Raw genomic sequence first — 23,877 nt, forward strand, 5'->3', positions numbered from 1 at the left:
TTTTATCTAATTATATCAAATTCCTCTATTTCCTTAAATCCCAAAATTGCATTGATCATTGCCATTTTTTTAAAATAAAGCAAATCGTAAATATGAATATTTTCTTTTTTTATTAATCCTTTTTCAAGCAGCTCTTGCCTTTTTGTGCCTTTTAGCAAAGGATATTTTGGTGTTATCCATTCACTTCCCGTAAAAAAAGCGAGATTTGAAATGGTGGTATCGGTTATAAGAGAGTTTTTTACTAAAATAAATTCATCAAAATCAATGGAAAATGTAGAGTGGAGAATGGAAAATGCTTTTCTGTTTTTATATTTAAAAGGATAATTAAAACCAATTTCTACAATTTTAAATTTTCTAAAATTTCTTTTTTTTATTGGAAAAACTTCAATATTTCTTATTCCATCATATGAATATGTTATTCTTACTCTTGCATTATCTAAATCATTAAAATTTAACTTTTCACTTTTAATTTTTAATTTTTCACTATTAAAAAAATGTTTAAGTGTTTTTTCCATTCTTTTTAGATGATAATTTAAATTTTGAATTTTTCCGTTTTTAACTAAAACTGTTTCAATAAATTCCATTTTTTCTCCATTGATTAAAATTTATACAAAAAATTTTTCACTTTAAATTTTATTTAAAGTATAATACTAAAAACAAAAAAGGAGAGCAAATGGAAAACGCAAAAAAATTTTTACAAGAATGCAAAGAAAAAGAGATAGAATTTATCGATTTCAGATTTACAGATATAAAAGGGGTGTTGCATCATGTGGCTTATGACATAGACAGCATTGATGCTGAAGTGTTGACACACGGTATTCCTTTTGACGGAAGTTCAATTCCTGCATGGCAGCCTATTAACAATTCAGATATGATTTTAAAACCGGATTTTGAAATAGGAACACATTTTGTGGATCCTTTCACAGCTGACCCTACAATGGTTGTTTTTTGTGATGTTTTAAATACAGACGGGACTCCATATGAAAAATGTCCTAGAAGCATTGCAAAAAACGCATTAAAATATATGGAAGAGCAGGGTATTGCGGATGCGGCTTATTTCGGCCCTGAAAATGAATTTTTTGTGTTTGATAATGTAATTATCAGAGATGAAATCAACTCCCAGTGCTACGAAGTTGATAGCAGTGAGGGTGTATGGAATGACTATGCAGATTTTGGAGATGAACTGAATATTGGTCACAGACCGAGAACAAAAGGAGGATACTTTCCGGTGCCACCGGTTGATTCCATGATGGATTTAAGAGCTGAAATGGTGAAAGTTTTAAAAGAAGTAGGACTTGAAACATTCGTTGTTCACCATGAAGTCGGACAGGCTCAGGGAGAAATAGGTGTTAAATTCGGAACATTGGTAGAAGCTGGGGACAATGTTCAAAAACTTAAATATGTTGTAAAAATGGTTGCCCATTTAAACGGAAAAACAGCCACATTTATGCCAAAACCTTTATACGGAGATAACGGTAACGGAATGCATACGCACCAGTCTTTATGGAAAAACGGTAAAAATCTTTTCTATGACGCCAACGGATATGCACATTTAAGCGATGTGGCTAAAAAATATATAGCGGGTGTGTTCGAACATGCGAATGCGGTTGCTGCGTTTACAAACGCTTCTATGAATTCATACAAAAGACTTCAACCTGGATTTGAAACGCCTAATATTTTGGCTTTCAGTGCAAAAAACAGAAGCGCAAGCTGCAGAATTCCGTGGGGTGCAGGTGAAAAATCTGTAAGAACAGAATTCAGATTCCCTGACAGTACCTCAAACCCTTATTTGGCATTTACGGTAATGATGTTGGCCGGACTTGACGGAATTAAAAATAATCTTGAAATTTATGATGCGGCAAAAGAACCTTTAAATGAAGATTTGTTTGAACTTAGTCTTGATGAAATCAAAGAGAGGGGAATAAGAACGCTTCCAGCGACTTTAAGAGAAGCTATTTATGCCGTTGAAGACGAACTTAAAAATCCCGATAGCTTTTTAAAAGCAAAACTAAAAGACGGAACACAGGTATTCAGCGACGAATTTATAAAAACATATATTGATTACAAATACGAAACAGAAATTATTCCAATTGAAGGAAGACCGCATCCGTATGAATTTATAACTTCATACTCATGCTAATTTTCTCCTTTTTTTCTTTTTTAAAGCGGAATGTAAACTTTATTAATCATCTCTTCATATTCTTGTTTTATATTGCTGTCTATTGTTATTCCGCCGCCGCTTTTATATATATAGTGAGTAGTGAGTAGTGAATAGTGAGTGGTGAGTTGTGAGTTGTGAGTAGTGGGTTGTGAGCTTGGTTTTTCAATATAACGAATTATTACGGCGCTCTCAAGAAATGTTTTTTCATCAGTAATCCCAAAAATTCCGGTATAAAAACCTCTTTCGTAACCTTCAATCCTTTTTATAATTTCAACGGTTTTTTTCTTTGGTGTGCCGCTTATACTGCCGGCAGGAAGTATTTTTAAAATCATTTCAAGCCAGTTTTTCTGCCAGTTATTTAATGTCGCTTCGATTTCGCTGCTAACCTGCAAGAGTTCTTTATCTCCTGCTTTTATTTTATCGATAAAGCGGAATTTATTTACTTTTATATTTTTTCCAATAATACCTAAATCATTTCTTAATAAATCTACAACCATGGTATGTTCGGCCATCTCTTTTTCATTATTTAATATAAGTTTTTTTGCCTGTGGAATATGGGCTTCAATTGTACCTTTCATAGGGTATGTATATATTTTGTTATTTTTTATTTTTATAAATCTTTCAGGAGAAAAACATACAAATTTATTTTTAAAATATAATTTAAAAGGGGCTTTTGCCCAGTAAAATATGCTTAATAAATCCCAGTTTGTCTGAATTTTTGTAGGAAATGTAAGGTTTAAAAGATATGTGTTTCCGTTTTTAATTTCTTCAATTACTTCATTGAAAGCTTTTTTGTATCTATCAAAACTTATCGGATATTTTTTAAAAATAAGTTCTTTTTTTTCAGGTTTTTTAGGCAGTAATTTAAAATTAGGAAAAGTAAAATAGATATTTTTTAAATTTTTAACTTCATCAATAAAAATATTTCCGTCAAAATCTATTAAAAAAAATTTCATTTTTTATTTAACTTAACAAATATTTAAGTATTCCCATTCTCACCGCAACACCGTTTTTTACCTGCTCAAGCACCAAACATCTTTTATCTCTCAACACTTCATCATCAATATCTATATTTCTGTGAACAGGCCCCGGATGCATTATAAAGATATTTTTATCTTTAATTAATTCTTTTGTAATTTTAAAATTCTGGGCATAATCTTCAAGAGAAGCAAATGTGGCGTTTTGATGTCTTTCAGTCTGGGTTCTAAGACTGATTATTGCATCACTTTTTTCAATTGCCTCTTTTAAATTATATGTAGTTTTTAAATGTGTTTTTGGTAAAAACTGAGGGGGACCCACTAAAATAACATTTGCCCCAAACCTACTAAAGAGTTCAATATCGGAATTTGCAACCCTTGAATTTCTGATATCCCCTACGATTGATATTGTTTTGCCTTCAAGTGAATTCCATCTTTGAAGCAATGTAAACAAATCAAGAAGCCCCTGGGTGGGATGCTGGTGGGCTCCGTCGCCCGCATTGATAATGGAGCATTTAACATAACGTGAGAGAATTTTTGGAACACCTGATCGGTTGTGTCTTACCACAATTGCATCTGGTCCCATAGCATCAAGGTTTGCAGCGGTATCGTATAAAGTTTCTCCTTTTGCAGTTGAACTTCTTGCCACATCCAGGTTAACCACATCAGCACCTAATCTTTTTGCTGCAATTTCAAAGCTACTTCTTGTACGGGTGGAATTTTCAAAAAAAATATTTATAATCAGTTTGCCTTTTAAATCGTCTCTTTTTTTTTCATCTAAAAAATTTTTCGCATATGTGAATATTTGTAATATTTCATCTTTTTTTAAATCTTTTGTATGAGTTAAATGTTTTGACATTTAATTCCTTTTTTGTATAATTTTACTATATCTTTAAAAAAAGGAGAAGTTATGGGTTTTGGAACAGTTTTATCAAGTGCATTTATTACAGCTTTAGCTTTTGTTGTTATAATGTATGTTTTACTTTTTAAAAGTTCGCCAGAAAATTAATTTTTCAGTTTTAAATATACGCGCAAGGGGGGTGGATACCCCTCTATTGTTTTACTTTGATCAATACTCAAAAAATGATTTAAACTTTCACCTTCAATCCATTCAGTTTTACGCTGTTCTTTAGTAGTTGTGTATCTTTTCCCTAAAAATTCTATATTTTTAAATTTTGCTTTTTTTAGCCAGTTATAAAGCGTTTTTAAAGTAGGTATAAAATAAACATTTTTCATTTTTGCATATCTTACGGGACTTAGGGCGATTTCTTCTTCTCCTTCAATAATAAGGGTATCCAAAATAACCTCTCCTTTTTCCTTTAGTCCTTTTTTTAATTCTTTTAGCATTGTAATAGGGTCGGGTCTGTGATACAAAACACCCATACAAAATATAGTGTCAAATTTTTTATTATATAATGGGATATGTTCCACTCCTAATAGTTTATATGAAATATCGCTTTTTATAAATTTGTTTATAAATTCAAATTGAAGATTAAATAAAGCACTTGGGTCAAATATTTCTATACTTTTAGGATTCATTTCAAGCATTCTAAAAGCATAATATCCGTTGTTTCCCCCAACGTCTAAAATGTCCTTATTTTCTAAATGTAGATAAGGTTTAATAATATTCCATTTTATATAACTTTTCCATTCTGTATCTATAAAAATATCGTTTATTTTAAACGGCCCTTTTCTCCAGGGCTTTAGCATCTTTGCTATTTCTAAAATTTCTTTATCATCTTTTTCAGTTTCAATTTTAATTACATCATCTAATATATACTTGGAGCTTGGAACTTGAAACTTGGCTACTTTTTCATAAATCGGTTTTATATTTTTCCATTCAAACCATTTTTGCCTTTCTTTTAGTATATCTTCAATATTTAATTTATTATCCATTATACATTCTCCATTAATTGCAGTTTAGACATATTTTTTTCTTTTTATGTTTGAAATTATATATATTGTTATCGCATTTTTTATAATATACTCCATATAAATCATAATTTTCGTGACACTGAGGATAATAATTCAAAGAAACTCCCTCTTTATTTACACATCCAAGGAAAAAAAATGGTAATATAATCAATAGATATTTCATAAAAAAACCTTTTTTTAAATTATACCAAAGGATAAAAATGGAAGTGCTTAAAATATTTGAAAAAATAACAAAAATTCCCCATTGCAGCGGTAAAACAGAAAAATTAAGAGAATTTATTATTGAATATGCAAAAACACAGGGTTATTGTGTAAAAGTGGATAAAGCGGGAAATATTTTGGCTTTCAGTGAAAAACCTGTTATTTGTCTACAGTCCCATATAGATATGGTATGTGTTGGAAAAGCTCCGGATATTGAAATTGAAAGTGACGGAGAATGGATATGTGCTAAAAACTCATCACTCGGGGCTGATAACGGAATAGGTGTGGCAATTATGCTTTATTTAATGAAAAAATATAAAAATATCGAATATCTTTTTACTAATGACGAGGAAATAGGACTTATCGGGGCGTTTAATTTAGAACTTAAAATAAATTCCCCATATCTTCTTAATTTTGACAGCGAAGATGAAAATATTTATATAGGATGTGCCGGAGGGGTTGACGCTGTTATAAACTATCCTTTAAAGAGGGTAAAAAAGAAAGGCTTTTTAGCCGATATCAGTATAGATAATCTCCCAGGTGGTCACAGCGGGGTTGATATACACAAAAATATACCCAACGCCATTAAAGAGCTGGCTTTTGATGTAAATGAAGTTGCGGAAATTAGGGGAGGGGAAAGGAGAAACTCCATTGCCAAAAGCGCGAAGGCAAAAGAATTTTTTGAAAACAGTTACGGCAGAGAAACAGAAATTTTTGACGGGGATTATATAAAATTTTTAAAAAATCTGCCTCACGGGGTTTTGGAATATGACTTTGAATTTAATGTCGTAAATAAATCAATTAATTTAGCAACAGTTGAAAATGAAAAAATAAACCTCTCCCTGCGTGCCAATTCAAATGAAGCTTTAGATGAGGTAAAAGAATATTTAAAATCCAAAGCAGGAGGGGCTGAAATTAAATTTGAAGGAGAATATCCTGCATGGAAACCTGAAATCAGCAAGCTTGCCGAAATGCTAAAAGAACTTACAAATTTTGATTTTAAGGTTATACACGCCGGGCTTGAATGTGCCGTGCTTAAAAATAAATTTCCAGACGTTTCCATGGCATCAATAGGTCCTGTCATAGAAAATCCGCATTCAGTAAGAGAAAGGGTAAATATAAAATCAATTCAAAAAACTGTGGCTACGGTAGAAAAACTGTTACAAAAAGTTACAAAAAATTAAATAAAAATTAATAAAAAACGACCTTTTTTATCTGAAAGAGTATGATAATAATAGAAAATAAAAAAGGTTGCAAATGAATATGTATAAAATTATTTCCGGATTTTTCTTTATTCTTGCCATGACCATCAATTTCGGGTTTTTTTACGGTGACCCCACTGTAATTGAGCAGCACAGCGCCTGGGAGCTTTTTTTTGCAATTATTGTAAATTTAGTCGCCACGACAATGAAACTGGGTGATAAAACTCAGCTAGGAGCTGTTTTGCTTGCAACAAGTCTGGTTGCTGATTTACAGCTTATACTTTCATCCGTGGTTTGGGCTGTATCACTTTACGGTTTTAAAAATTTTGATGTCACGACTGCAGTTACAATAGTGTCACTATCAGGAGGAGCACTGCTTGCAAATATTGTTTCTGTTATTTTATTTATGGCTGATACCATTAAATCAAAAAGATAAAAATGAATAATCAGGCAATCTGGATTATTTTAAAAAAATTAAGGGCTCCTTTTCTGGTTTTACTGCTTACCTTTTCCATTTCTATAGCAGGGCTTATGTTAATTCCTGCGGTGGATAATCAGGGGCATATTTATCATCTTAATTTTTTCGATGCGTTTTATTTTGTAAGTTATATGGCTACTACCATAGGATTCGGGGAAGGTCCGTATGCTTTTACATATCCTCAGAAACTGTGGGTGACTTTTTCAATATATTTAACGGTTATTGGATGGTTTTATGCAATAGGAACCATTGTGGCGCTGATTCAGGACGAATCACTTAAAAAGGCTATTAATATAGGAAAATTTATTAAACAGGTAAAATCTTTAAGGGAAGAGTTTTTTATTGTTTTGGGATATAACAGAATTACAAAAGAGATTATAAACAATTCAGATTTTAGATTTGTTGTTATAGACAAAAGTGAAGTTAAAACAGATGAACTGAATTTGGAAAATTTCAATCCGATTGTGCCTGCTATTGCCGGAGACGCTACAAATGAAATTATTTTAAAATATGCAGGAATAGAGTCAAAATACTGCAGGGGCGTTATATCTCTTTTTGAAAATGATGCAAAAAATATGCAAATAGCCACAATATGTAAACTATTAAATCCAAATGTTGATTTAATTGTAAAAGCCACTTCAAAAAGTCAGGAGGATTATTATAAATCACTTGGGATTAAATATATTAAAAATCCTTTTAAAATAATTTCAGAAAGGATTTTTCTGAATCTCACCAAACCGTATATATGGCTTTTGGAACTTTGGGCTTTCGGGCATAAATTAATGTTGGAAAAAAATGATTTTTTACCCAAAGGCAAATATCTGATTTGCGGATACGGAAGGATGGGACAGGCTTTGGAAAACGGATTAAAAAGAGCGAATATGCAGTTTGATATTTTAAAAATAGAAACAGAAAATTATGAAAAAGAAAAAGGAACGGTAATTTTTGGAGATGAAGAAGACAGAAAATTACTTGAAAAATTAGATATTAAAAATACACAGGCTATAATCGCCGCTACCAATAACGATTTATTGAATTTAACTATTATTAACAAAGCAAAAAAATTAAATCCGTCCATATATACTATTGCAAGGGAAAATTCCCTGGATGATATTACTATTTTTCAGGCTGCTAAAATTGACAGAATCTATGTTTTGGAAAAAATTACGGCCGAATATACAATTACAAATATTTCCAGGCCTTTGGTGGACTCTTTTATTAATGAAATAAGAAAAAAAGAAAACAGCTGGGCCGAGGTAATAGTTAATATGTTAAGAAACATAGCGGGGGACGACCCTCTTTATTACGAAATCACAATAAATAAAGAGAATGCATACGCCCTTATGTTAAAACTTCAAAAAAGAAAAATTACATTAGGCGATATTAGAAAATCAAGGGAAAACAGAAACGAACTTTTACATATTGTTTATCTGCTTTTGAAAAGGGGTGAGAATATTATTCTTATGCCGAGCCCCGATACGGAAATTCAGGAAAACGACAAACTGCTGATTGCTTCCGATAATGAAAATCTGGAAGATTTTGAATATATCATAAATAATATTTATGAGCTTGAATACGTTCTTGGAGAATAAAATTAAAAAAAGGAGAAAAAATGGCAACTAAACTTTTTCAGGGGGTAAAAGAATTTAAAAAAGAGGATTTTGAATCCCATAAAAAACTTTTTAATGAATTAAAAAAAGGCCAGAATCCCCATACTTTTTTTGTCGGGTGCAGCGACAGCAGGGTAGTGCCGAATGTAATTACTAAAACGCTTCCCGGTGAGCTTTTTGTAGTAAGAAATATTGCAAATGTTATTCCCCCCTATAAGGCAAGCGGTGAAACTGCTTACAAATGTACGGCAAGTGCACTTGAATATGCGGTAGAGTATCTGGAAGTCAGAAATATTGTGGTTTGCGGGCACAGTAACTGCGGAGGTTTAAAGGCTCTCTTTTATGATGAGGAAAAATTAAACAAACTTCCTATTGTTAAAAAATGGCTGAGTCTGCTTGATGATGTGAAAAAAAGTGTGGAACATATTGAAGATACAGCTTTTAGGGAATGGGAAATAGAGCATTTGAATATTTTAAAACAGATAGACAATTTAACAACCTATCCGTTTGTTGAAAAACGGTTTAAAGAGGGAAAACTCAAAATTTTTGGCTGGTATTATATAATTGAGACAGGTGAAGTTTACAATTATAATTTTGAAAAAGAAGAATTTGAGCTCATAGTTTAAGGGTTTTTTCTGAAATAATTATATATCCCCATTGCGATTCCTTTTGCAAGATACTGTTCATAAGTAGGATCAAAAAGTCTTTTGGCTTCCAAGGGGTTTGTTAAAAAACCTGTTTCTATGAGAATAGCAGGCATTTGGGTTCCGACTAACACCCAAAAAGGTGCGGGCCTTACGCCTCTATCTATAACGTCTTTGTATTTTTTTCTTAATGAATATAAAACCCCCGCCTGAACGTCTATGGCAAACTTTTGAGACGCTATTATTCTGTCATGATTTAAAAACCCCAAAATTACATTTTGGTCAAGATAATTAAGACCTTTTACCCCTTTGTTTTCTATTTTTGCCACCGAAATAGAACGTTTGTCACGGGTAGGGGAGAGAAAATACGTTGTCACCCCTTTTGTGCTTAAAGAATGATCAGGCGTAATATTACAGTGAATGGAAATAAATAAATCCGCGTGATGGGTGTTTGCAAAATGTGTTCTGTCTCTTAAAGGGATAAAATAATCTCCGTGTCTGGTCAGATATACAATGTAACCCATTTTTTTTAAATCATTATATAAATACTTTGCTATTTTCAAAACCGCAATTTTTTCCATTCTGTGGCCGATTCCTATTCCCCCGCTGTCTTTCCCCCCGTGTCCCGGGTCAATTACTATAATTTTTTGTCTGAATGCTTTTGGCATAACAAGTGTTTTCATTTTTTGCTTTTTATTGTCTGTTAAATAGATAATTAATTTTTTATTTTCTATTTTATATTTGATTTTTTTTGAATAAATGACCACTCTTACCGTAATTTTATTGAACTGCGCCGTTTTTATTTTTATATTTTTTATTTTTTTTGAAAAAGGTTTTGAAATAACAGCATTTGGGATATCGAAAACATTAATATATTTTTTTAAAATAAAATGTTTTACCTTATTGGCCGGTAAAGTAATTATAAAAGGATTTGAAGATATAATTTTTATATAATTTTTTTTTGGTCTGTTATTTGGTGTAATATCTTCTTTTTTTGATTTTTTAATAACTTTTGGCTTTTGGTAGAGTCTTTTATATTTGTTTTCATATTCTTTTACGTCAAAATTCAAATATTTTCCGCATTCAATCAAGTTTTTAAGGGCTTTGATTTCCTGTTTTTTATTATTATCAAGTATAGAGGAAATATAAAGCTGCTGATATTTGTAATAATCTTTGTATGCGCTGTTTACAGAAGAGGTGTTACAGGCGAAAAGAAAAGAAAAAAGAAATATCAAAATAAATTTCATTCTTGAGTGAGCTCTTTTATCAAATCTTTTACATGAATTAATTTATCGGTTTTATATGCGTAAGCACCGCTGAAAAAAAGTCCTAAATTTTCATCACCGAGGTATCCGTCCGCAAGTCTGTCTGCAATACAGTACCCCACTTTTTTTGCCTCTTCACCTCTGTGGCACGGAAAAACACAGTTTGATATACATTTAATTTTTGGCCCTTTTTGTTTTTCAACCAGTTCAATAAGTTTTGTTCTGATTCCCCTTGCCGGGTATCCGACAGGTGATTTCATTAAAACAATATCTTCTTTTTTTGCATTCAAAAGTATTTTTTTCCAGTTTTCACTTGCGTCACATTCATACGTGAGGGCAAATCTAGTCCCCATCTGAACGCCGTTTGCACCTAAATTTAAAAATTTTTCAATATCTTTTTTATCCCATATGCCCCCGGCCGCAATAATAGGAATATTCTTATCCCATTTGTCGACTTCTTCCCTAACATCCGGAACCAGATTTTCAAGCTGGTATTCTTCTTTAAAGCAGTCTTCATATTTGAATCCCTGGTGTCCTCCGCTCAGAGGCCCTTCCACAATTACCGCATCAGGGATTCTTTTATATCTTTTTTCCCATCTTTTGGCTATCAGTCTGAATGCCCTTCCAGTGGAAACTATAGGCACAAGCGCAACATCAGGAAAATCTTTTGTAAATTCTGGCATATCTGTCGGAAGCCCCGCCCCTGTTATTATTATATTGGCCCCGGCAATGCATGAATCGGTTACAACTCTTCCATAATTGTTAATAGCATAAAGCACATTTGCCCCAAGCGGATTACTCCCACATATTTTTCTTGCGTTTTCAAAAATTTTAATCAGACCTTCTTTGGAATAAAAATTTTTTTCATTTAAAGGCCTTCCTTCAACCAGTTCTTTTGCATATTTTTTGTTTTCATAATATCCTGTACCGACAGTGCTTATAACCCCAAGAGCGCCTTCTTTGCTTACATTTCCGGCAAGTTTGTCCCAGCTGATACCAAGTCCCATACCGCCTTGGATAATAGGATGTTTTATTTCCCATTTACCTATTTTAAGAGGCTTTAATTTCATTTGATTCTCACTTTTGCAAATTTTCTTTTTCCTATCTGAAGTATAAATTCCCCGTTTTGTAAATTTATATTGTCATTTATTTTTTCAGAATTTACTCTGACTCCGCCGCCTTTTATATGTCTTCTCGCCTCACTTTTTGAAGAGGCCAGTTTTGTTTGTGTAAGTGCACCGACCACATCAGTAGGATCTAATTCAAATGTCGGTATGTCTTCGGGAATTTCACCTTTTTTGTGAACTTTGTCAAAATGCTCTTTTGCCTTGGTTCCGGCTCCGTTTCCGTGAAATCTGTCAACTATTTCAATTGCAAGCATTTCTTTAATTTCTTTTGGGTTTCTTCCGTTTTTTACTTCGTTTTTTAAGTTTTCAATTTCTTCAATTGATTTGTTGCTTAACAGCTCATACCAATCCCACATCAACTCATCGCTTATTGAAAGAACTTTTGCAAAAATTGTATTTGCATCTTCGGTTATTCCTATATAATTTCCAAGAGATTTACTCATTTTATTAATTCCGTCAAGTCCTACCAAAAGAGGCATCATTATTACGCTTTGCTCTTTGCCTACATTGTATACTTTTTGAAGCCCTCTTCCCATAAGAAGGTTGAATTTCTGGTCTGTCCCGCCTATTTCAATATCGCTTTTAAGTGCAACGCTGTCATATCCCTGGAGCAGTGGATAAATAAATTCGCTTATGGCGATAGGGGCATTGTTTTTAAATCTTTTTTCAAAATCATCACGCTCAAGCATTCTTGCGACCGTGTATGTTGTGGTAAGTTCGACTAATCCTTTTGCACCGAGTCCGTTGAGCCAAACTGAGTTAAAAACAACTTTGGTTTTGTCTTTATCCAAGATTTTAAATACCTGTTCTTTGTATGTTTCGGCATTTTTTTTAACCTCTTCGGGTGTCAGCATTTTTCTTGTTTTGTTTTTTCCGCTCGGGTCTCCTATCTGGGCTGTAAAATCACCAATTAAAAATTGAACGATAGCGCCGTAATTTTGAAAAACCCTCAGTTTTTGCAGGAGTACCGTGTGTCCAAGATGCAAATCCGGGGCAGTCGGGTCAAATCCGGCTTTTATGGTGTAATTTTCACCTTTTTCAAAATAGTTTTTAAGATGTTCTTTTATTCTTTCAAGTCCTATTATTTCGTCACTTCCTCTTTGTATTTCTTTTATGGCGTTTTCCACTTTTTTATCAATATTCATTATTTAATCTCTCCTTTTTTCACTTTGCATTTGTCATCATGGCCGCTCACCACCCCGCCGCTTTGCAATCGGCCGGGCAGACTTTCACCATTTTCACTATTTATTATAGGCATCCTTTTTTGAAACAAATTCTATTATATTGTAATATTTGCTTAATTTTTCTTTTATTGTATCAAAATTTTTTTCGTCAAACACTATTTCGACTTTACAGTTATTTGATTCATTTCCAAGATGGATGGAATGAATAAATATCCCGAAACTTGTTAAAAAATTTATAAATTTTGCAAGTTCCCCTTTTTTATTTTGTAAATTTACAACCAAAATATATCTGTTTTGTTCTTTTTGTATCCATTCCGTAAAAACGGCTTTATCCAGTTTTTTTTCGGCATTATTACAAAATCTGTGATGAATTTCAACTTCTTTCTTGTTAAGTAGGCCTAAAATTTTATCACCGTATTTCGGATGGCAGCAGTAATTAAAAGAAATTTCGTTTATATGTTTGTTTGAAAGAATACGTATATTGCCGAAAATATATTCTTTTAATGTAATATTTTTAAAATAAAGCATATTTCTTTTTCTTATTGTTTTATATATTTTTTTACTTACGTCTTTTAAAAAACTTTCGTCATCTACAATTTTTCCTATATTTTCGCATAAGCCGTTTGCTTTTATCAAAGCCCTTATTTTAATAGTGTCTAAATCAAATATGCCTTTTAGCATGGCAATGGCAAGCTTTCTGTCTATCTCTTTTTCTTTGGCATTGCAAAGTCTTTTTTGTTCGTATTTTGCCTTGCTTGTTTTAAGCGAATTTATCCAGCTGCATCTTGGAATCGGGTTATCGGCTGTTTTTATATTTACAATGTCGCCGGTTTTAAGCTCTGTTAACAAAGAAACCCTTTTTTTATTTATATAGGCTTCAAGAGCCTTGTTGCCTATATCCGTGTGTACGGCATACGCAAAATCAAGTGCCGTGGCCCCCCTTGGAAGGGTGAATGTGTCAAATTTCGGGGAATAAACAACAATGTCTTCGCTGAACAGGTCGTTTTTGGCGAGTTCGTAAAAATCTTCTATGTTTTCGTTGAATTTCAAATCCTCAAGCCATTTTACATTCGGCAAATCGGTGTTCAGTTTATATTTCCAGTGTGCCGCAATCCCAAATTCCGCTTTTTTGTCCATTTTTTGGGTTCTTATCTGAACTTCTATTATAGATGTGCCGTCATATACGGTGGTATGAAGGGTTTGGTATCCGTTTTCTTTTGGAATTGCAATATAATCTTTGAATCTTGAAATTAAAGGTCTGAAATTAAGATGGATAATTCCGAGTGTCTCATAGCATTCAATAGGCTCTTTTACAATAACCCTCACAGCCAGTAAATCAAGAACTTCTTCAATGGAAATGCCTTTTCTCTGCATTTTTAAAAATATTGAATAATAATGCTTTATTCTGCTTTTAATTTCGAAATCCGTTTTTAAAAACCCTTTTTTATACATTAATTCTCTAATTTTAAATGTAAAAGAGTTAAGTTTTTCGTGAAACTCTTCTTTGTGTTTTTTTATATATTCGTCTATTTTATTATATTCTTCGGGTAGTAAATATTTAAAAGACAAATCCTCTATGAGGTTTTTAATAGTGGCAATTCCGAGTCTGTGGGCAATCGGAGCGTAAACCACGAGTGTTTCTTCCGCTATTCTTTTTTGTTTATGGTGTGGCAGGGCCGAGAGGGTTAGCATATTGTGGAGTCTGTCGCAGAGTTTGATAATCAGAACCCTTATATCGTTAACAGAAGTTAAAATCATTTTTCTAAATGTCAGGGCGGATTTTGCAAGTTTTTCATTTGAAGTGGAAGGGGCAAGGGAGTTTCCCCTGATTTCAACTATTTTGGTTAATCCTTCCACAAGTTTAGCAATTTCGTTACCGAATTCATCTTTTATATAATAAATGGTATAATCTGTATCTTCTACAACGTCATGTAAAATCGCAGCGATAATAGGCACTTCTTCATTTATAAAGTAAGCAACCAAAGTAGCCACCAGTATAGGGTGTACAACATAATCCTCACCGCTTTTTCTTTTCTGCCCTGAATGCGCTTTTATTGCGAAATCAAGGGCTTTTCTTATTAGCGGTGTGTCTTTTTTGGATAATAAAAGTTTTTTTGCTCTGTTTACATCTTTTATATTTTTTGCATTTTCAACAAGGTTTAGGAAATCTTCTTTCAAATTTCTTTAACCTTTAAAGCGCCTTTGGCTATTTCAAGTATAGCTATTTCTGTGTATTGTATATTTTTTTTAGGTAAATTTACAAGCGGTTTTGCACCGTTGATGAGTTCTTTTACTCTTTTTGCAATAGCCTGTGATAATAAAAATCTGTCATAATTTACTTTCTCAAGCGCCTCGGCGTTTATTTTTTCTATTCTCATTTTTTTCTCCTTTTACTGTTTTACTATAGAATATTTTGCGTCATTATCATGTTTTAATATCTTTAAGAGATTTCCTTTTTTAAACATATCGCATACGATAATAGGAAGGGAGTTTTCCCTTGCAAGGGCGATTGCCGTATCGTCCATTACCCTGATGTTTTCTTTTAGGGCTTCTTCGTAATTTATCTCTTTTAGAAGTCTGGCATCGGAAAATTTATTGGGGTCTTTATCGTAAATGCCGTCAACTTTTGTGGCTTTTATAATTGCACTTGCCCCTATTTCACTGGCCCTTAAAACCCCGGCCGTGTCCGTTGTGAAAAAAGGGTTTCCCGTACCTGCGGCAAAAATTACCACTCTTCCTTTTTCAAGGTGTCTGATAGCGCGTCTTACTATAAAATTTTCTGCAATTTCCTCCATTTTAATGGCACTTTGAACCCTGACTTCAAGTCTATTGTTTTCAAGGGCTTCCTGCATTGCAACAGCATTAATTACAGTGGCAAGCATACCCATATAATCGCCGGATGTTCTTCTTATAATACCGTCTTTTGCCGCACTTACCCCGCGTATAAAATTACCTCCGCCTATAACAATAGCAACCTCAAAGCCTTCGTTTATTACGCTTTTTATTTCATCTGCAAGATATTTCAGTATTTTTGTGTTTATACCAAAGCCGTCAATTCCGGCCAATGCTTCACCTGAAAATTTTATTAAAATTCTTTTTGTTATTCTTTTCATCGGGGGCCCTTTTTAAAAGTGTATTTTATCATAATTTTACATTTTTTTATCTTAAATTTATTACCTGCAGCGGATTAATAGCTCTGTCTTTGTATGTGACTTCAAATTCAAGTGAATTTTTGACCCTTGCTATGACTTCGCCTTTTTTCACATAACTCCCTTTTTTTATAAGCGGGGATATTTTTGTTAAATTTGCATAAATACTGAATAAATTTCCTTTGTGCTTAATAAAAATTATTTTTTTGTCGCCGTCTTTCCCGACATATATCACTTTACCCGGGAAAATAGTCCTTACAAGGGAATTTGGCTGTGTTTTTATGGTTATTGAATCGTTGTAAATTTTTATTTTGTAAATAGGGTCTATGTATGAACCGAATTTCTTAATTATTCTGCCTTTTACAGGGGGGATTGTTTTAGGGCCTCTATATCTTGTAAGTTTTGGTCTGAAATAGGCACTTCCCACTTTTTTAACGTTTAAAGGTTTTGAAATTTCAATATTGGTGTTTAGCGGTATTTTTTCAGGTATAATTCTCGTTTTTTTTATAATTTTGAGTTCGGCCAGTTTTTTTTGTAAAAATTTTTGTTTTTTAAACATATTCTGGAGTTTTGTCCAATACAATTTTTTTTGTTTTTTCAAAGAGAAAAGAATTTTTAACTGTGTTTTTTTTAAAACAAGCAGTTTTTGCTTTTTCTGCTCTAGCTCTTTTTTCTTTGCCGAAATGTCACTGATTTGTTTATTAATCATATTGATGTTTTTCTGGATGTCTCTGTTTTCTTTTATTAAGTTATTAATTTTTTTTGAATATTTTTTCAGAATTTTTAACGTAAGCGAAGTGTAAATCAAATCGTTTAGCGTATTTATTTTTTTTGAATCTATATAATAATTCTGGCTTATAAAAGAGGTTATTTCGTTATTTATATTTTTCTGTTTTTCCAACAGCCCTTTTTTCAGGTCATTAAGTTCATTTAAAGTTTTGGAGGAATTTTTAAGAGAATTTTGCAAAGTTCCTATCTGTATGTTTAAAGAAGATATTTTTTTATTTATATTATTTAGTTTTTTTTGTGTGTTTATAATAGCCTTTGCGAGTGAATCCAGTTTGAGATTCATTTTTTTTATTGTGTATTTTGTATGGTTAAGGGCTTTTTTGGTCTGGCTCAGATTTGTTGCCTGTAAAAATATAAAAAGAAAAATTAATAAAAATCTCATTTTTTCCTTCCGATAATCACTATAATGGATGATAAAACTGAAATTAATAAAGACACTGCAAACAGCTTTAATAAAATATCTGTAAAACCAATATTGTAATTTATGGACAAATCTTTTATTATTTCATTAAAAAGTGCCGAATTTGTGAAATAATAAATTATTCCGGCACTTATTAAAAATGAAATAAACGAATCTACAAAAGCTATTTTAAAAAGCGCCGCACCTTTAAACCAAAATGGAGCACCGAAAAGCTCCATTATATACATTCTCTCACTGTGCTCGAATTTCCATACTTCAAGCTGCTTGATAATAAGTAAAAATCCCAAAATACCGACTATTATCATAAAAACATTTGAAACAATTTTTAACAAAAACAGAAGATTGTATATTTTTGTTTGGGCGGAACGGTATGTAAGCACTCTTTTTATAAACGGCTGACGGGATAAATAATTTTCAATTTCCTCAAGCCTTTTAGGGCTTGGAAGCGTTTTTAGTTTTAGAGAATAAAAATACGGGAATTTAATGCTGTCAAAATCTATGTTTGTAAAATTTTTTTTAAGTTTTTGAATATAGGAGTTTATATTTATAGGCTCTATTTTCTCAATTTCTTTTATTTTTAAGGACTCGACGGGACTGTCGGTTACTATTGCAATGGAATAATTATTTACTATGCTTTTTTGGTATTTTTTTAAAATTTCGGAAAATGTCACATAAAAAAATATACTCAGCAGTATTGAAATTAAAGCTAAAATCAGGCTTATATGGCTTTTAAGAGAGTTCATAAACGTTTCCTTTTTCCAGATGGATATGTTTATATTCTATATTGAATGTCTGGGGAAGCGAATGGGATGCTATTATAACGGTAATTCCCAGTTTGTTTGCCATTATGAAAAGTTCCATTACTAAATTTGCCGAATATTCATCAAGTCCAGAGATAGGCTCATCCGCCAGAATCATAACAGGCTCGTGTATTATCGCCCTTGCAATTGCCGCACGCTGTTGTTCACCTCCGCTGAGTTCAAGCGGATATCTGTCGGCTTTGTGGGAGAGTTTTACTTTCGAGAGCAGATGCATGGCTTTCTCTTCTGCGTCTTCTTTTGAAAAACCGGCTATCAAAAGGGGCAGGGAGACATTTTTTAGGATGTTCCATTCCGGTATTAATCTGAAATCCTGAAAAACAACTCCTATATATCTTCTGAGCTGGGAGAGTTTTGATTTTCTTATTTTATGAAGCTCAAACCCCCCTATGTTTAAAAATCCGCTTATCGGTTTAATTTCCCCGTACATTGATTTAATTAAAGTACTTTTTCCGCTTCCGCTAACCCCCGTTAAAAATACAAACTCCCCGCTTCTTATTGAAAAAGAGGCGTTTTTTATAACAATTTCGTTTTTATATCCGAGAGTAAGATTTTTTGCAAGAACAAGTTTACCCATGAAACAGCCTTTTTAATTTTAAATGTGCGATATAATTGTCTTTTATGGGGGCGGGAAGTTTAAAATACTCAGGTTTTTCTTTATTCAGGATATATAAATGTTCGGGTTTATTGAAATTTCCTATGGTTGCCCTCAGCAGGGATGAATTTTTATCTATTTTAAATTCTTTTTCTATATGAATAACTGTATTATTGTATATTTTTGGGGTAAAATCGATATTTCTGAGTTTTTTTTCGAAACTGAAATCAAAATTTTCGTTGAGCTTCGGGGAATTTTCCAAAGAATACATATAAATATCATAAATATTTTTTCCCTGTTTAATCCACCTGTCTTCATATTTGCTTGATATGAAATAAGGTATGTTTTTTTTAACTTTTAGTTCGGTTTTTTCAAAATTTAAAAATTCATTCAAAGAATAATTAAAATAATTTCCGCTGTCTGTTCTCAGATGTAAAAATCCATGCGGTTTTAGAGTTCTTACAGATTCGTTTATAAAATTTTTGTTTATTACGCGTCTAAGGGGTTTTTTGTCCCACGGAACAGGAAAATGGACATATATTGCATCAAGTCTGTTTGAAGGGATTTTACTTAGGATTATTCTTGCGTCGTGGTTTAAAATTTTCACATTTTGTATATTTTCCAATGTCAGTCTTTTTAAAGCCTGCTCGATTGAGGGTTTGTGAATTTCAATTCCAAGTATTGTTTTATCCGGATTTTCTTTTGCTAAATAAAGCAGGTGTCTGCCGCTTCCGAATCCCACTTCCACAATATCAATACCGCTTAAATCATCCGTAATTTTTAAAAGATTAATATTGGGGAGTTTTTCTTTTATTCCTGTTATATTTTCAAAAATTATATTTGAATTATGTAATTTTACAAATGCTAAATACGCTTTTTTTATTTCTTTTATAAGTGGTCTTGTGATTTTATCGTATTTTATTAAAAAGCCGTTTTCTTTTTTTGAAATTTTTATCAAAAACTGGGCATTTTTTGTTTTTACCCCTATTAAATTTTCAGCCTGAAACAAAAATTCCGTATCACCGGTTTTTTGAGGGTATTTTATCTCTTTTAAACTTTCAACTACGATATGGGGCATTAAAAAGAAACCTCCACTTTGGACGGTTTTGAAATAAGCCCGTATTTGTCTATTGCATAAATATAGTACGTTAGTGTCTTGTTTTTATCTATTTGGGTGTCTGTAAATCTGTTGCCATTTACTATATATTTTTTTTCTTTTTTGTTAAGTAAATTTCCGAGTTCTTTAACTACCAGATATTTCTCCGCCCTGTTGTCGGGTGAGCTAAAAATAAATTCCACCCCGCTGTTTGTAATATTTGTCGAAACAAGCGGTTTTGCCGGTATATCCAGGGTTTGGCCCATAACTTCCGGGGTTTTTTTAAGCAGGGATTCTGTCTGATGAATGGTTAGCGCCGTTACTTTATAATATTCCGTATCTCCGTCTTTATCGATTTTATCGATATAAAAAGTATTTTTTGTTTTTGCGATTGGCACAAAAATTAAAAATTTTTTCTTATATATTTTATAATATGCTGCACCTTTTACCGGTGACCATGAAAGCTGAATTTTTTTAGGTAAATCGACTGTTGCTTTTATATTCATGACTATCGGTGGTTTGGGATATGTTGAAATTATGAGCTCTTTTGAAGGAGAAGATTTTAAATCATCGAAAGTTACCGCAATAATTCTGTATTTGTAAATTTTACCGTCTTTTAGGCCTTTGTCTATATATTCCACATTATATCTCGGTTTGAGTGTCGCGATATTTTCCCATTTTCCGTTTGTATCGTTAAATCGCTGTATTATATAAGAATTCACTCTTTCATTAGGGTGCGGTCTGAATATGATTTTTACTTCCCCTTTTGTTAAAGGCCTGATTTCAAGAGGAATTACAGGAGCTACGCTCGGAAGTGTTTTTTGTTCAGTTTCTATTGCTAAAGAAGGAATTTTGTTTTTGTCAAATGTTGCAATTCTGTATCTATAAAGAGTATTTGGTTTTAAATTGGTATCTACATACAGCGTTTGATAAGGGTCTTTTACAGTGATAATTTTTCCCCATTTTTTTGTTTTGAAATTAAATTTTTGTAAAAAATATCCTTTTATTCCTTTAACCGTATTCCATTTTAAAGCCATGGCGTTTCTGTCCGGATAAGCTTTGAAATTTGTGACTTTTGGTAAATTAGGATTTGATTTTGGTGCTGGTTTATTTACTGCACATCCGGTTATAATCATTAAAGATATCAGCAACAGAGCCCATTTTTTCATAATTAAATCCTTTTGGTAGGTTTTGTTTAAAATCATCAAATATAGGTGCAATTATACTAAGTTTTTTACCGTTTGGATGAGTCAGGTATAATTCATATGCGTGAAGCATAACCCTTGAGTTTTGATTTTTTGCCCCGTATGTCGTGTCTCCTATTATATATCGTCCAATTCGGCTCAGATGAACCCTTATCTGGTGTGTCCTTCCCGTAAAAAGTTTTGCGGCGGTTAAATTTTCAAAAAAAGGCACAAAAAGCGTTTTGGCGTTTTTTCCGTTGTTTACCACAGCCATTTTTATTCTGTTTTTTGGATTTCTTCCAATCGGGGCGTCAATGCATTTTGCTTCTTTTAAAGGGGCGTTTAGAAGCATAAGATAATATCTTCCCATTGATTTGTCTTTTAACTGGGCGCTTAAAAATGCGTGTGTTTTATTGTTTTTTGCTATCACCAAAGCTCCGCTTGTTTCTTTATCGATTCTGTGGACTATTCCGAATCTCTCTTCCCCGGCTATGGTTGAAAGCGAATAATTATTTTGTTTCAGCCAGTCTACAAGAGTCGCCTCTTTTACGCTCGGTGCCGGATGGACCACAATTCCCGGAGGCTTGTTTATAACAATCAAATCATCATCTTCATAAAGAACCGGTATGTCAAAATCGGCTTTTTTTGTTTTTTTTTCTTTTAAATTAGGAATAGTTACTTCTATTTTGTCGTTTTGTTTTAATTTAATGCCGCCTTTTTTTGCTGTTTTTTTATTTATTTTAACAAGTTCTTTTTTTATTAAACCCTCAACCTGGTTTCTTGAAACATCTAATTTTTCACTTAAGAATTTATCAAGCCTTTCAATTTTATCTGCTGTGAAATGTAATAATTTTTCATTTTCACTACTTACCATTTTCATTACCCACTTTTTTTTAATTTTACCAAAACTTGACAAAAAAATTAATTTTAATTAAAATCCTGAAAAACTACATTACTACTACCATGCAAGGATATTAATGAGCAATCAGAACAATGTTACCAATCATAACGGTAATAAACAAAGAACCCATATACCTGTTGAAGGTTATACGATTGAAGAGCTTAGAAGTATGCCTACAAGCGAGCTTATAAAAATTGCAAACGATTTGGAGGTGGAAAATCCTCAGGAATTCAAAAGACAAGATTTAATGTTCGAAATACTTAAAACACAGGTTGCAAAAGGCGGATATCTGCTTTTTACCGGTATTTTGGAAGTAATGCCCGACGGATACGGCTTTTTAAGAAGTATTGGTGGTAATTTTGAAAATTCTGTAAATGATGTTTATGTTTCTCAAACACAAATTAGAAGATTTGCGCTTAGAACCGGGGATATTGTAACAGGTCAGGTAAGGCCTCCGAAAGATCAGGAAAAATATTACGCCCTTTTAAAAATAGAGGCGATTAATTATTTGCCTCCGGAAGATGCAAAAAAAAGACCTCTTTTTGACAATTTAACACCTCTTTATCCAAACGAAAAACTAAAACTCGAATATGAGCCCACAAAACTGACAGGAAGAGTGCTTGATTTGTTTGCACCTATTGGAAAAGGTCAGAGGGGACTTATAGTGGCACCGCCCAGAAGCGGTAAAACAGTGTTTTTAAAGGAAATTGCCCACGGAATTACAAAAAACCACCCAGAAGTGACTCTTATGGTGCTTTTGGTGGATGAAAGACCCGAAGAAGTTACAGATATGCAAAGAAGTGTAAAAGGTGAAGTGTTCAGCTCAACATTTGATAAACCAGCACAAAATCATGTAAGGGTTGCTGAGCTTGTGATTGAAAAAGCCAAAAGAATGGTTGAGATGGGAAAAGATGTTGTAATTTTACTTGATTCAATCACAAGACTTGCAAGGGCTTACAATACCGTTACACCGGCAAGTGGTAAAGTATTAAGCGGTGGGGTTGATGCAAATGCACTTCATAAACCAAAAAGATTTTTTGGAGCCGCAAGAAACATAGAAGAGGGCGGAAGTTTAACAATAATTGCAACTGCTTTAATTGATACCGGAAGTAAAATGGATGAGGTTATTTTTGAAGAATTTAAAGGTACCGGTAATATGGAAGCGGTATTAAGCCGCAGAATTGCCGACAGAAGAATATATCCTGCAATTGATTTACTTAAATCCGGAACAAGAAAAGAAGAACTTTTATTAACTCCGGAAGAGCTTGCAAAAGTCTGGGCTATAAGAAATATTATAAGCGAAATGGATGAGATTGAGGCGCTTAAGCTTATGTATTCAAAAATGTTAAAAACTAAAAACAATCGGGAATTTTTAAGCGTAATTAATGAGTAAATGCGGTATATTTGACAGCGGAATAGGTGGCTTAAGCGTTGCCTCTTCTATTTTGAAAGCAAAACTTTTCGATGAAATAATATATTATGGTGATACTGCAAGGGTTCCTTACGGAAACAAAAACGAATCTACAATAATCCGCTATTCCCTTGAAGCCATGGAATTTCTTAAAAATTTTGATATTGATTTTTTAGTTGTGGCATGTAATACTGCAAGCGCTACTGCTGTGGAAGAGCTTAAAAAAGAGGCTTCTTTCCCTGTGGTGGGTGTAATAGAAGCCGGTGTAAAGGCTCTGGAGAATAAAAACAGAAATTCAAACATTCTGCTTATAGGTACAAAAAGAACCGTCAGTTCCGGAAAATATGAAAAACTGCTTAAAAAGAAAGGTTTTAAAAACATAACTTCAATTGCAACGTCACTTTTTGTGCCCTTGGTAGAAGAGGGTATAACGGATGGAAAAATAGTAAATGATGTGTTTGAGCTTTATTTCAAAAATATCGACAGGGAAAAAATAGATATTGTAATCCTTGGCTGCACACATTATCCATTTTTGTCATATTCTCTTCAAAAATATTTCCCTAATGCAAAACTGATTCATTCTGGTCAGGCAATAGTTGAGCTTTTAAAAAATGAATATAATCTTACCCCTAAAAAATCCTCTTCAATAAACCTTCTTGCAAGCGACGACCCGGAGGGTCTGAGAAACAAAGCAAAAGAATGGCTTGATATAATTAATGAATAAAAAAT

23 protein-coding genes are annotated in these 23,877 nt (G+C 32.7%); 7 read left to right on the forward strand and 16 right to left on the reverse strand.

The window, feature by feature from the left end:
• Positions 1–2 precede the first annotated feature (2 nt).
• Entirely contained in the window at positions 3–584 is a 582-nt protein-coding gene (locus DZ68_RS0106595; RefSeq protein WP_024790915.1) for an aminotransferase class IV, read from the reverse strand.
• An 89-nt stretch (positions 585–673) separates the two neighbouring features.
• On the opposite strand from DZ68_RS0106595, the gene glnA reads away from it, so the two are divergent.
• Positions 674–2,140, forward strand: coding sequence for a type I glutamate--ammonia ligase (glnA, locus tag DZ68_RS0106600; protein ID WP_024790916.1), 1,467 nt, complete (start codon positions 674–676; stop codon positions 2,138–2,140).
• A 20-nt stretch (positions 2,141–2,160) separates the two neighbouring features.
• On the opposite strand, the gene DZ68_RS0106605 is transcribed toward glnA, so the two are convergent.
• The 3 genes from DZ68_RS0106605 to cmoB form a co-directional block, all read right to left on the reverse strand.
• Positions 2,161–3,117: an aminodeoxychorismate synthase component I gene (locus tag DZ68_RS0106605; protein WP_024787840.1), complete on the reverse strand. Its 957-nt coding sequence runs from the start codon at positions 3,115–3,117 to the stop codon at positions 2,161–2,163.
• 7 nt (positions 3,118–3,124) lie between these two features.
• On the reverse strand, positions 3,125–3,997 hold the full coding sequence (locus DZ68_RS0106610) for an aspartate carbamoyltransferase catalytic subunit (protein ID WP_024787841.1): 873 nt from the start codon (positions 3,995–3,997) through the stop codon (positions 3,125–3,127).
• 146 nt (positions 3,998–4,143) lie between these two features.
• A complete protein-coding gene (gene cmoB, locus DZ68_RS0106620) occupies positions 4,144–5,034 on the reverse strand; it encodes a tRNA 5-methoxyuridine(34)/uridine 5-oxyacetic acid(34) synthase CmoB (protein WP_024787842.1) in 891 nt (296 codons plus the stop codon).
• A gap of 239 nt (positions 5,035–5,273) precedes the next feature.
• On the opposite strand from cmoB, the gene DZ68_RS0106625 reads away from it, so the two are divergent.
• The 4 genes from DZ68_RS0106625 to DZ68_RS0106640 all read left to right on the forward strand — a co-directional run bounded on the left by DZ68_RS0106625 (position 5,274) and on the right by DZ68_RS0106640 (position 9,190).
• Complete coding sequence (locus DZ68_RS0106625) at positions 5,274–6,458, forward strand: M20/M25/M40 family metallo-hydrolase (protein WP_035907196.1); 1,185 nt, start codon at positions 5,274–5,276, stop codon at positions 6,456–6,458.
• A 73-nt stretch (positions 6,459–6,531) separates the two neighbouring features.
• Positions 6,532–6,912 carry a DUF6394 family protein gene (locus tag DZ68_RS0106630; protein WP_024787844.1) on the forward strand — a complete coding sequence of 127 codons (381 nt, stop codon included), beginning with the start codon at positions 6,532–6,534 and terminating at the stop codon, positions 6,910–6,912.
• Between the two features lie 2 nt (positions 6,913–6,914).
• Positions 6,915–8,546, forward strand: coding sequence for a TrkA family potassium uptake protein (locus DZ68_RS0106635; protein WP_024790917.1), 1,632 nt, complete (start codon positions 6,915–6,917; stop codon positions 8,544–8,546).
• A 20-nt stretch (positions 8,547–8,566) separates the two neighbouring features.
• The gene (locus tag DZ68_RS0106640; protein WP_024787846.1) at positions 8,567–9,190 is read left to right on the forward strand and encodes a carbonic anhydrase; all 624 of its coding nucleotides are present in this window, start codon (positions 8,567–8,569) and stop codon (positions 9,188–9,190) included.
• Here DZ68_RS0106640 and DZ68_RS0106645 read toward each other — a convergent pair.
• From DZ68_RS0106645 to DZ68_RS0106705, 12 genes are all read right to left on the reverse strand, one after another.
• Positions 9,187–10,455, reverse strand: a complete 1,269-nt coding sequence (locus DZ68_RS0106645; protein WP_024790918.1) for an N-acetylmuramoyl-L-alanine amidase — start codon at positions 10,453–10,455, stop codon at positions 9,187–9,189. The genes DZ68_RS0106640 and DZ68_RS0106645 overlap by 4 nt on opposite strands.
• Positions 10,452–11,543, reverse strand: a complete 1,092-nt coding sequence (locus tag DZ68_RS0106650; protein WP_024787848.1) for a nitronate monooxygenase — start codon at positions 11,541–11,543, stop codon at positions 10,452–10,454. The genes DZ68_RS0106645 and DZ68_RS0106650 overlap by 4 nt, the downstream gene beginning before the upstream one ends.
• A complete protein-coding gene (gene tyrS, locus DZ68_RS0106655) occupies positions 11,540–12,745 on the reverse strand; it encodes a tyrosine--tRNA ligase (protein ID WP_035907202.1) in 1,206 nt (401 codons plus the stop codon). The genes DZ68_RS0106650 and tyrS overlap by 4 nt, the downstream gene beginning before the upstream one ends.
• Positions 12,746–12,841: 96 nt before the next feature.
• The gene (locus tag DZ68_RS0106665) at positions 12,842–14,962 is read right to left on the reverse strand and encodes a bifunctional (p)ppGpp synthetase/guanosine-3',5'-bis(diphosphate) 3'-pyrophosphohydrolase (RefSeq protein WP_024790919.1); all 2,121 of its coding nucleotides are present in this window, start codon (positions 14,960–14,962) and stop codon (positions 12,842–12,844) included.
• A complete protein-coding gene (locus tag DZ68_RS0106670) occupies positions 14,959–15,162 on the reverse strand; it encodes a DNA-directed RNA polymerase subunit omega (protein WP_024787851.1) in 204 nt (67 codons plus the stop codon). The genes DZ68_RS0106665 and DZ68_RS0106670 overlap by 4 nt, the downstream gene beginning before the upstream one ends.
• Positions 15,163–15,174: 12 nt before the next feature.
• On the reverse strand, positions 15,175–15,897 hold the full coding sequence (gene pyrH, locus DZ68_RS0106675; RefSeq protein WP_024787852.1) for a UMP kinase: 723 nt from the start codon (positions 15,895–15,897) through the stop codon (positions 15,175–15,177).
• Between the two features lie 46 nt (positions 15,898–15,943).
• Entirely contained in the window at positions 15,944–17,104 is a 1,161-nt protein-coding gene (locus DZ68_RS0106680) for a murein hydrolase activator EnvC (RefSeq protein WP_024790920.1), read from the reverse strand.
• The gene (locus DZ68_RS0106685; RefSeq protein ID WP_024787854.1) at positions 17,101–17,886 is read right to left on the reverse strand and encodes an FtsX-like permease family protein; all 786 of its coding nucleotides are present in this window, start codon (positions 17,884–17,886) and stop codon (positions 17,101–17,103) included. Before DZ68_RS0106685 ends, DZ68_RS0106680 begins: the two co-directional genes overlap by 4 nt.
• Complete coding sequence (locus DZ68_RS0106690; RefSeq protein WP_024787855.1) at positions 17,873–18,538, reverse strand: cell division ATP-binding protein FtsE; 666 nt, start codon at positions 18,536–18,538, stop codon at positions 17,873–17,875. The genes DZ68_RS0106685 and DZ68_RS0106690 overlap by 14 nt, the downstream gene beginning before the upstream one ends.
• Complete coding sequence (trmB, locus tag DZ68_RS0106695) at positions 18,531–19,634, reverse strand: tRNA (guanosine(46)-N7)-methyltransferase TrmB (protein ID WP_024790921.1); 1,104 nt, start codon at positions 19,632–19,634, stop codon at positions 18,531–18,533. Before trmB ends, DZ68_RS0106690 begins: the two co-directional genes overlap by 8 nt.
• Positions 19,634–20,821 (reverse strand): fibronectin type III domain-containing protein, encoded by a 1,188-nt coding sequence (locus tag DZ68_RS0106700; RefSeq protein WP_024787856.1) that lies wholly within the window; start codon positions 20,819–20,821, stop codon positions 19,634–19,636. The genes trmB and DZ68_RS0106700 overlap by 1 nt, the downstream gene beginning before the upstream one ends.
• A complete protein-coding gene (locus DZ68_RS0106705) occupies positions 20,760–21,716 on the reverse strand; it encodes an RluA family pseudouridine synthase (RefSeq protein WP_024787857.1) in 957 nt (318 codons plus the stop codon). The genes DZ68_RS0106700 and DZ68_RS0106705 overlap by 62 nt, the downstream gene beginning before the upstream one ends.
• A 97-nt stretch (positions 21,717–21,813) precedes the next feature.
• On the opposite strand from DZ68_RS0106705, the gene rho reads away from it, so the two are divergent.
• Together rho and murI are read left to right on the forward strand one after the other, a co-directional pair.
• Positions 21,814–23,130, forward strand: a complete 1,317-nt coding sequence (gene rho, locus DZ68_RS0106710) for a transcription termination factor Rho (RefSeq protein WP_024787858.1) — start codon at positions 21,814–21,816, stop codon at positions 23,128–23,130.
• Positions 23,123–23,872 carry a glutamate racemase gene (murI, locus tag DZ68_RS0106715; protein WP_024787859.1) on the forward strand — a complete coding sequence of 250 codons (750 nt, stop codon included), beginning with the start codon at positions 23,123–23,125 and terminating at the stop codon, positions 23,870–23,872. Before rho ends, murI begins: the two co-directional genes overlap by 8 nt.
• The last annotated feature ends 5 nt before the right edge of the window (positions 23,873–23,877 follow it).

Origin of the sequence: Lebetimonas sp. JS085, assembly GCF_000523295.1 — a bacterium.
In the GTDB taxonomy this organism is placed as follows: domain Bacteria; phylum Campylobacterota; class Campylobacteria; order Campylobacterales; family Nautiliaceae; genus Lebetimonas.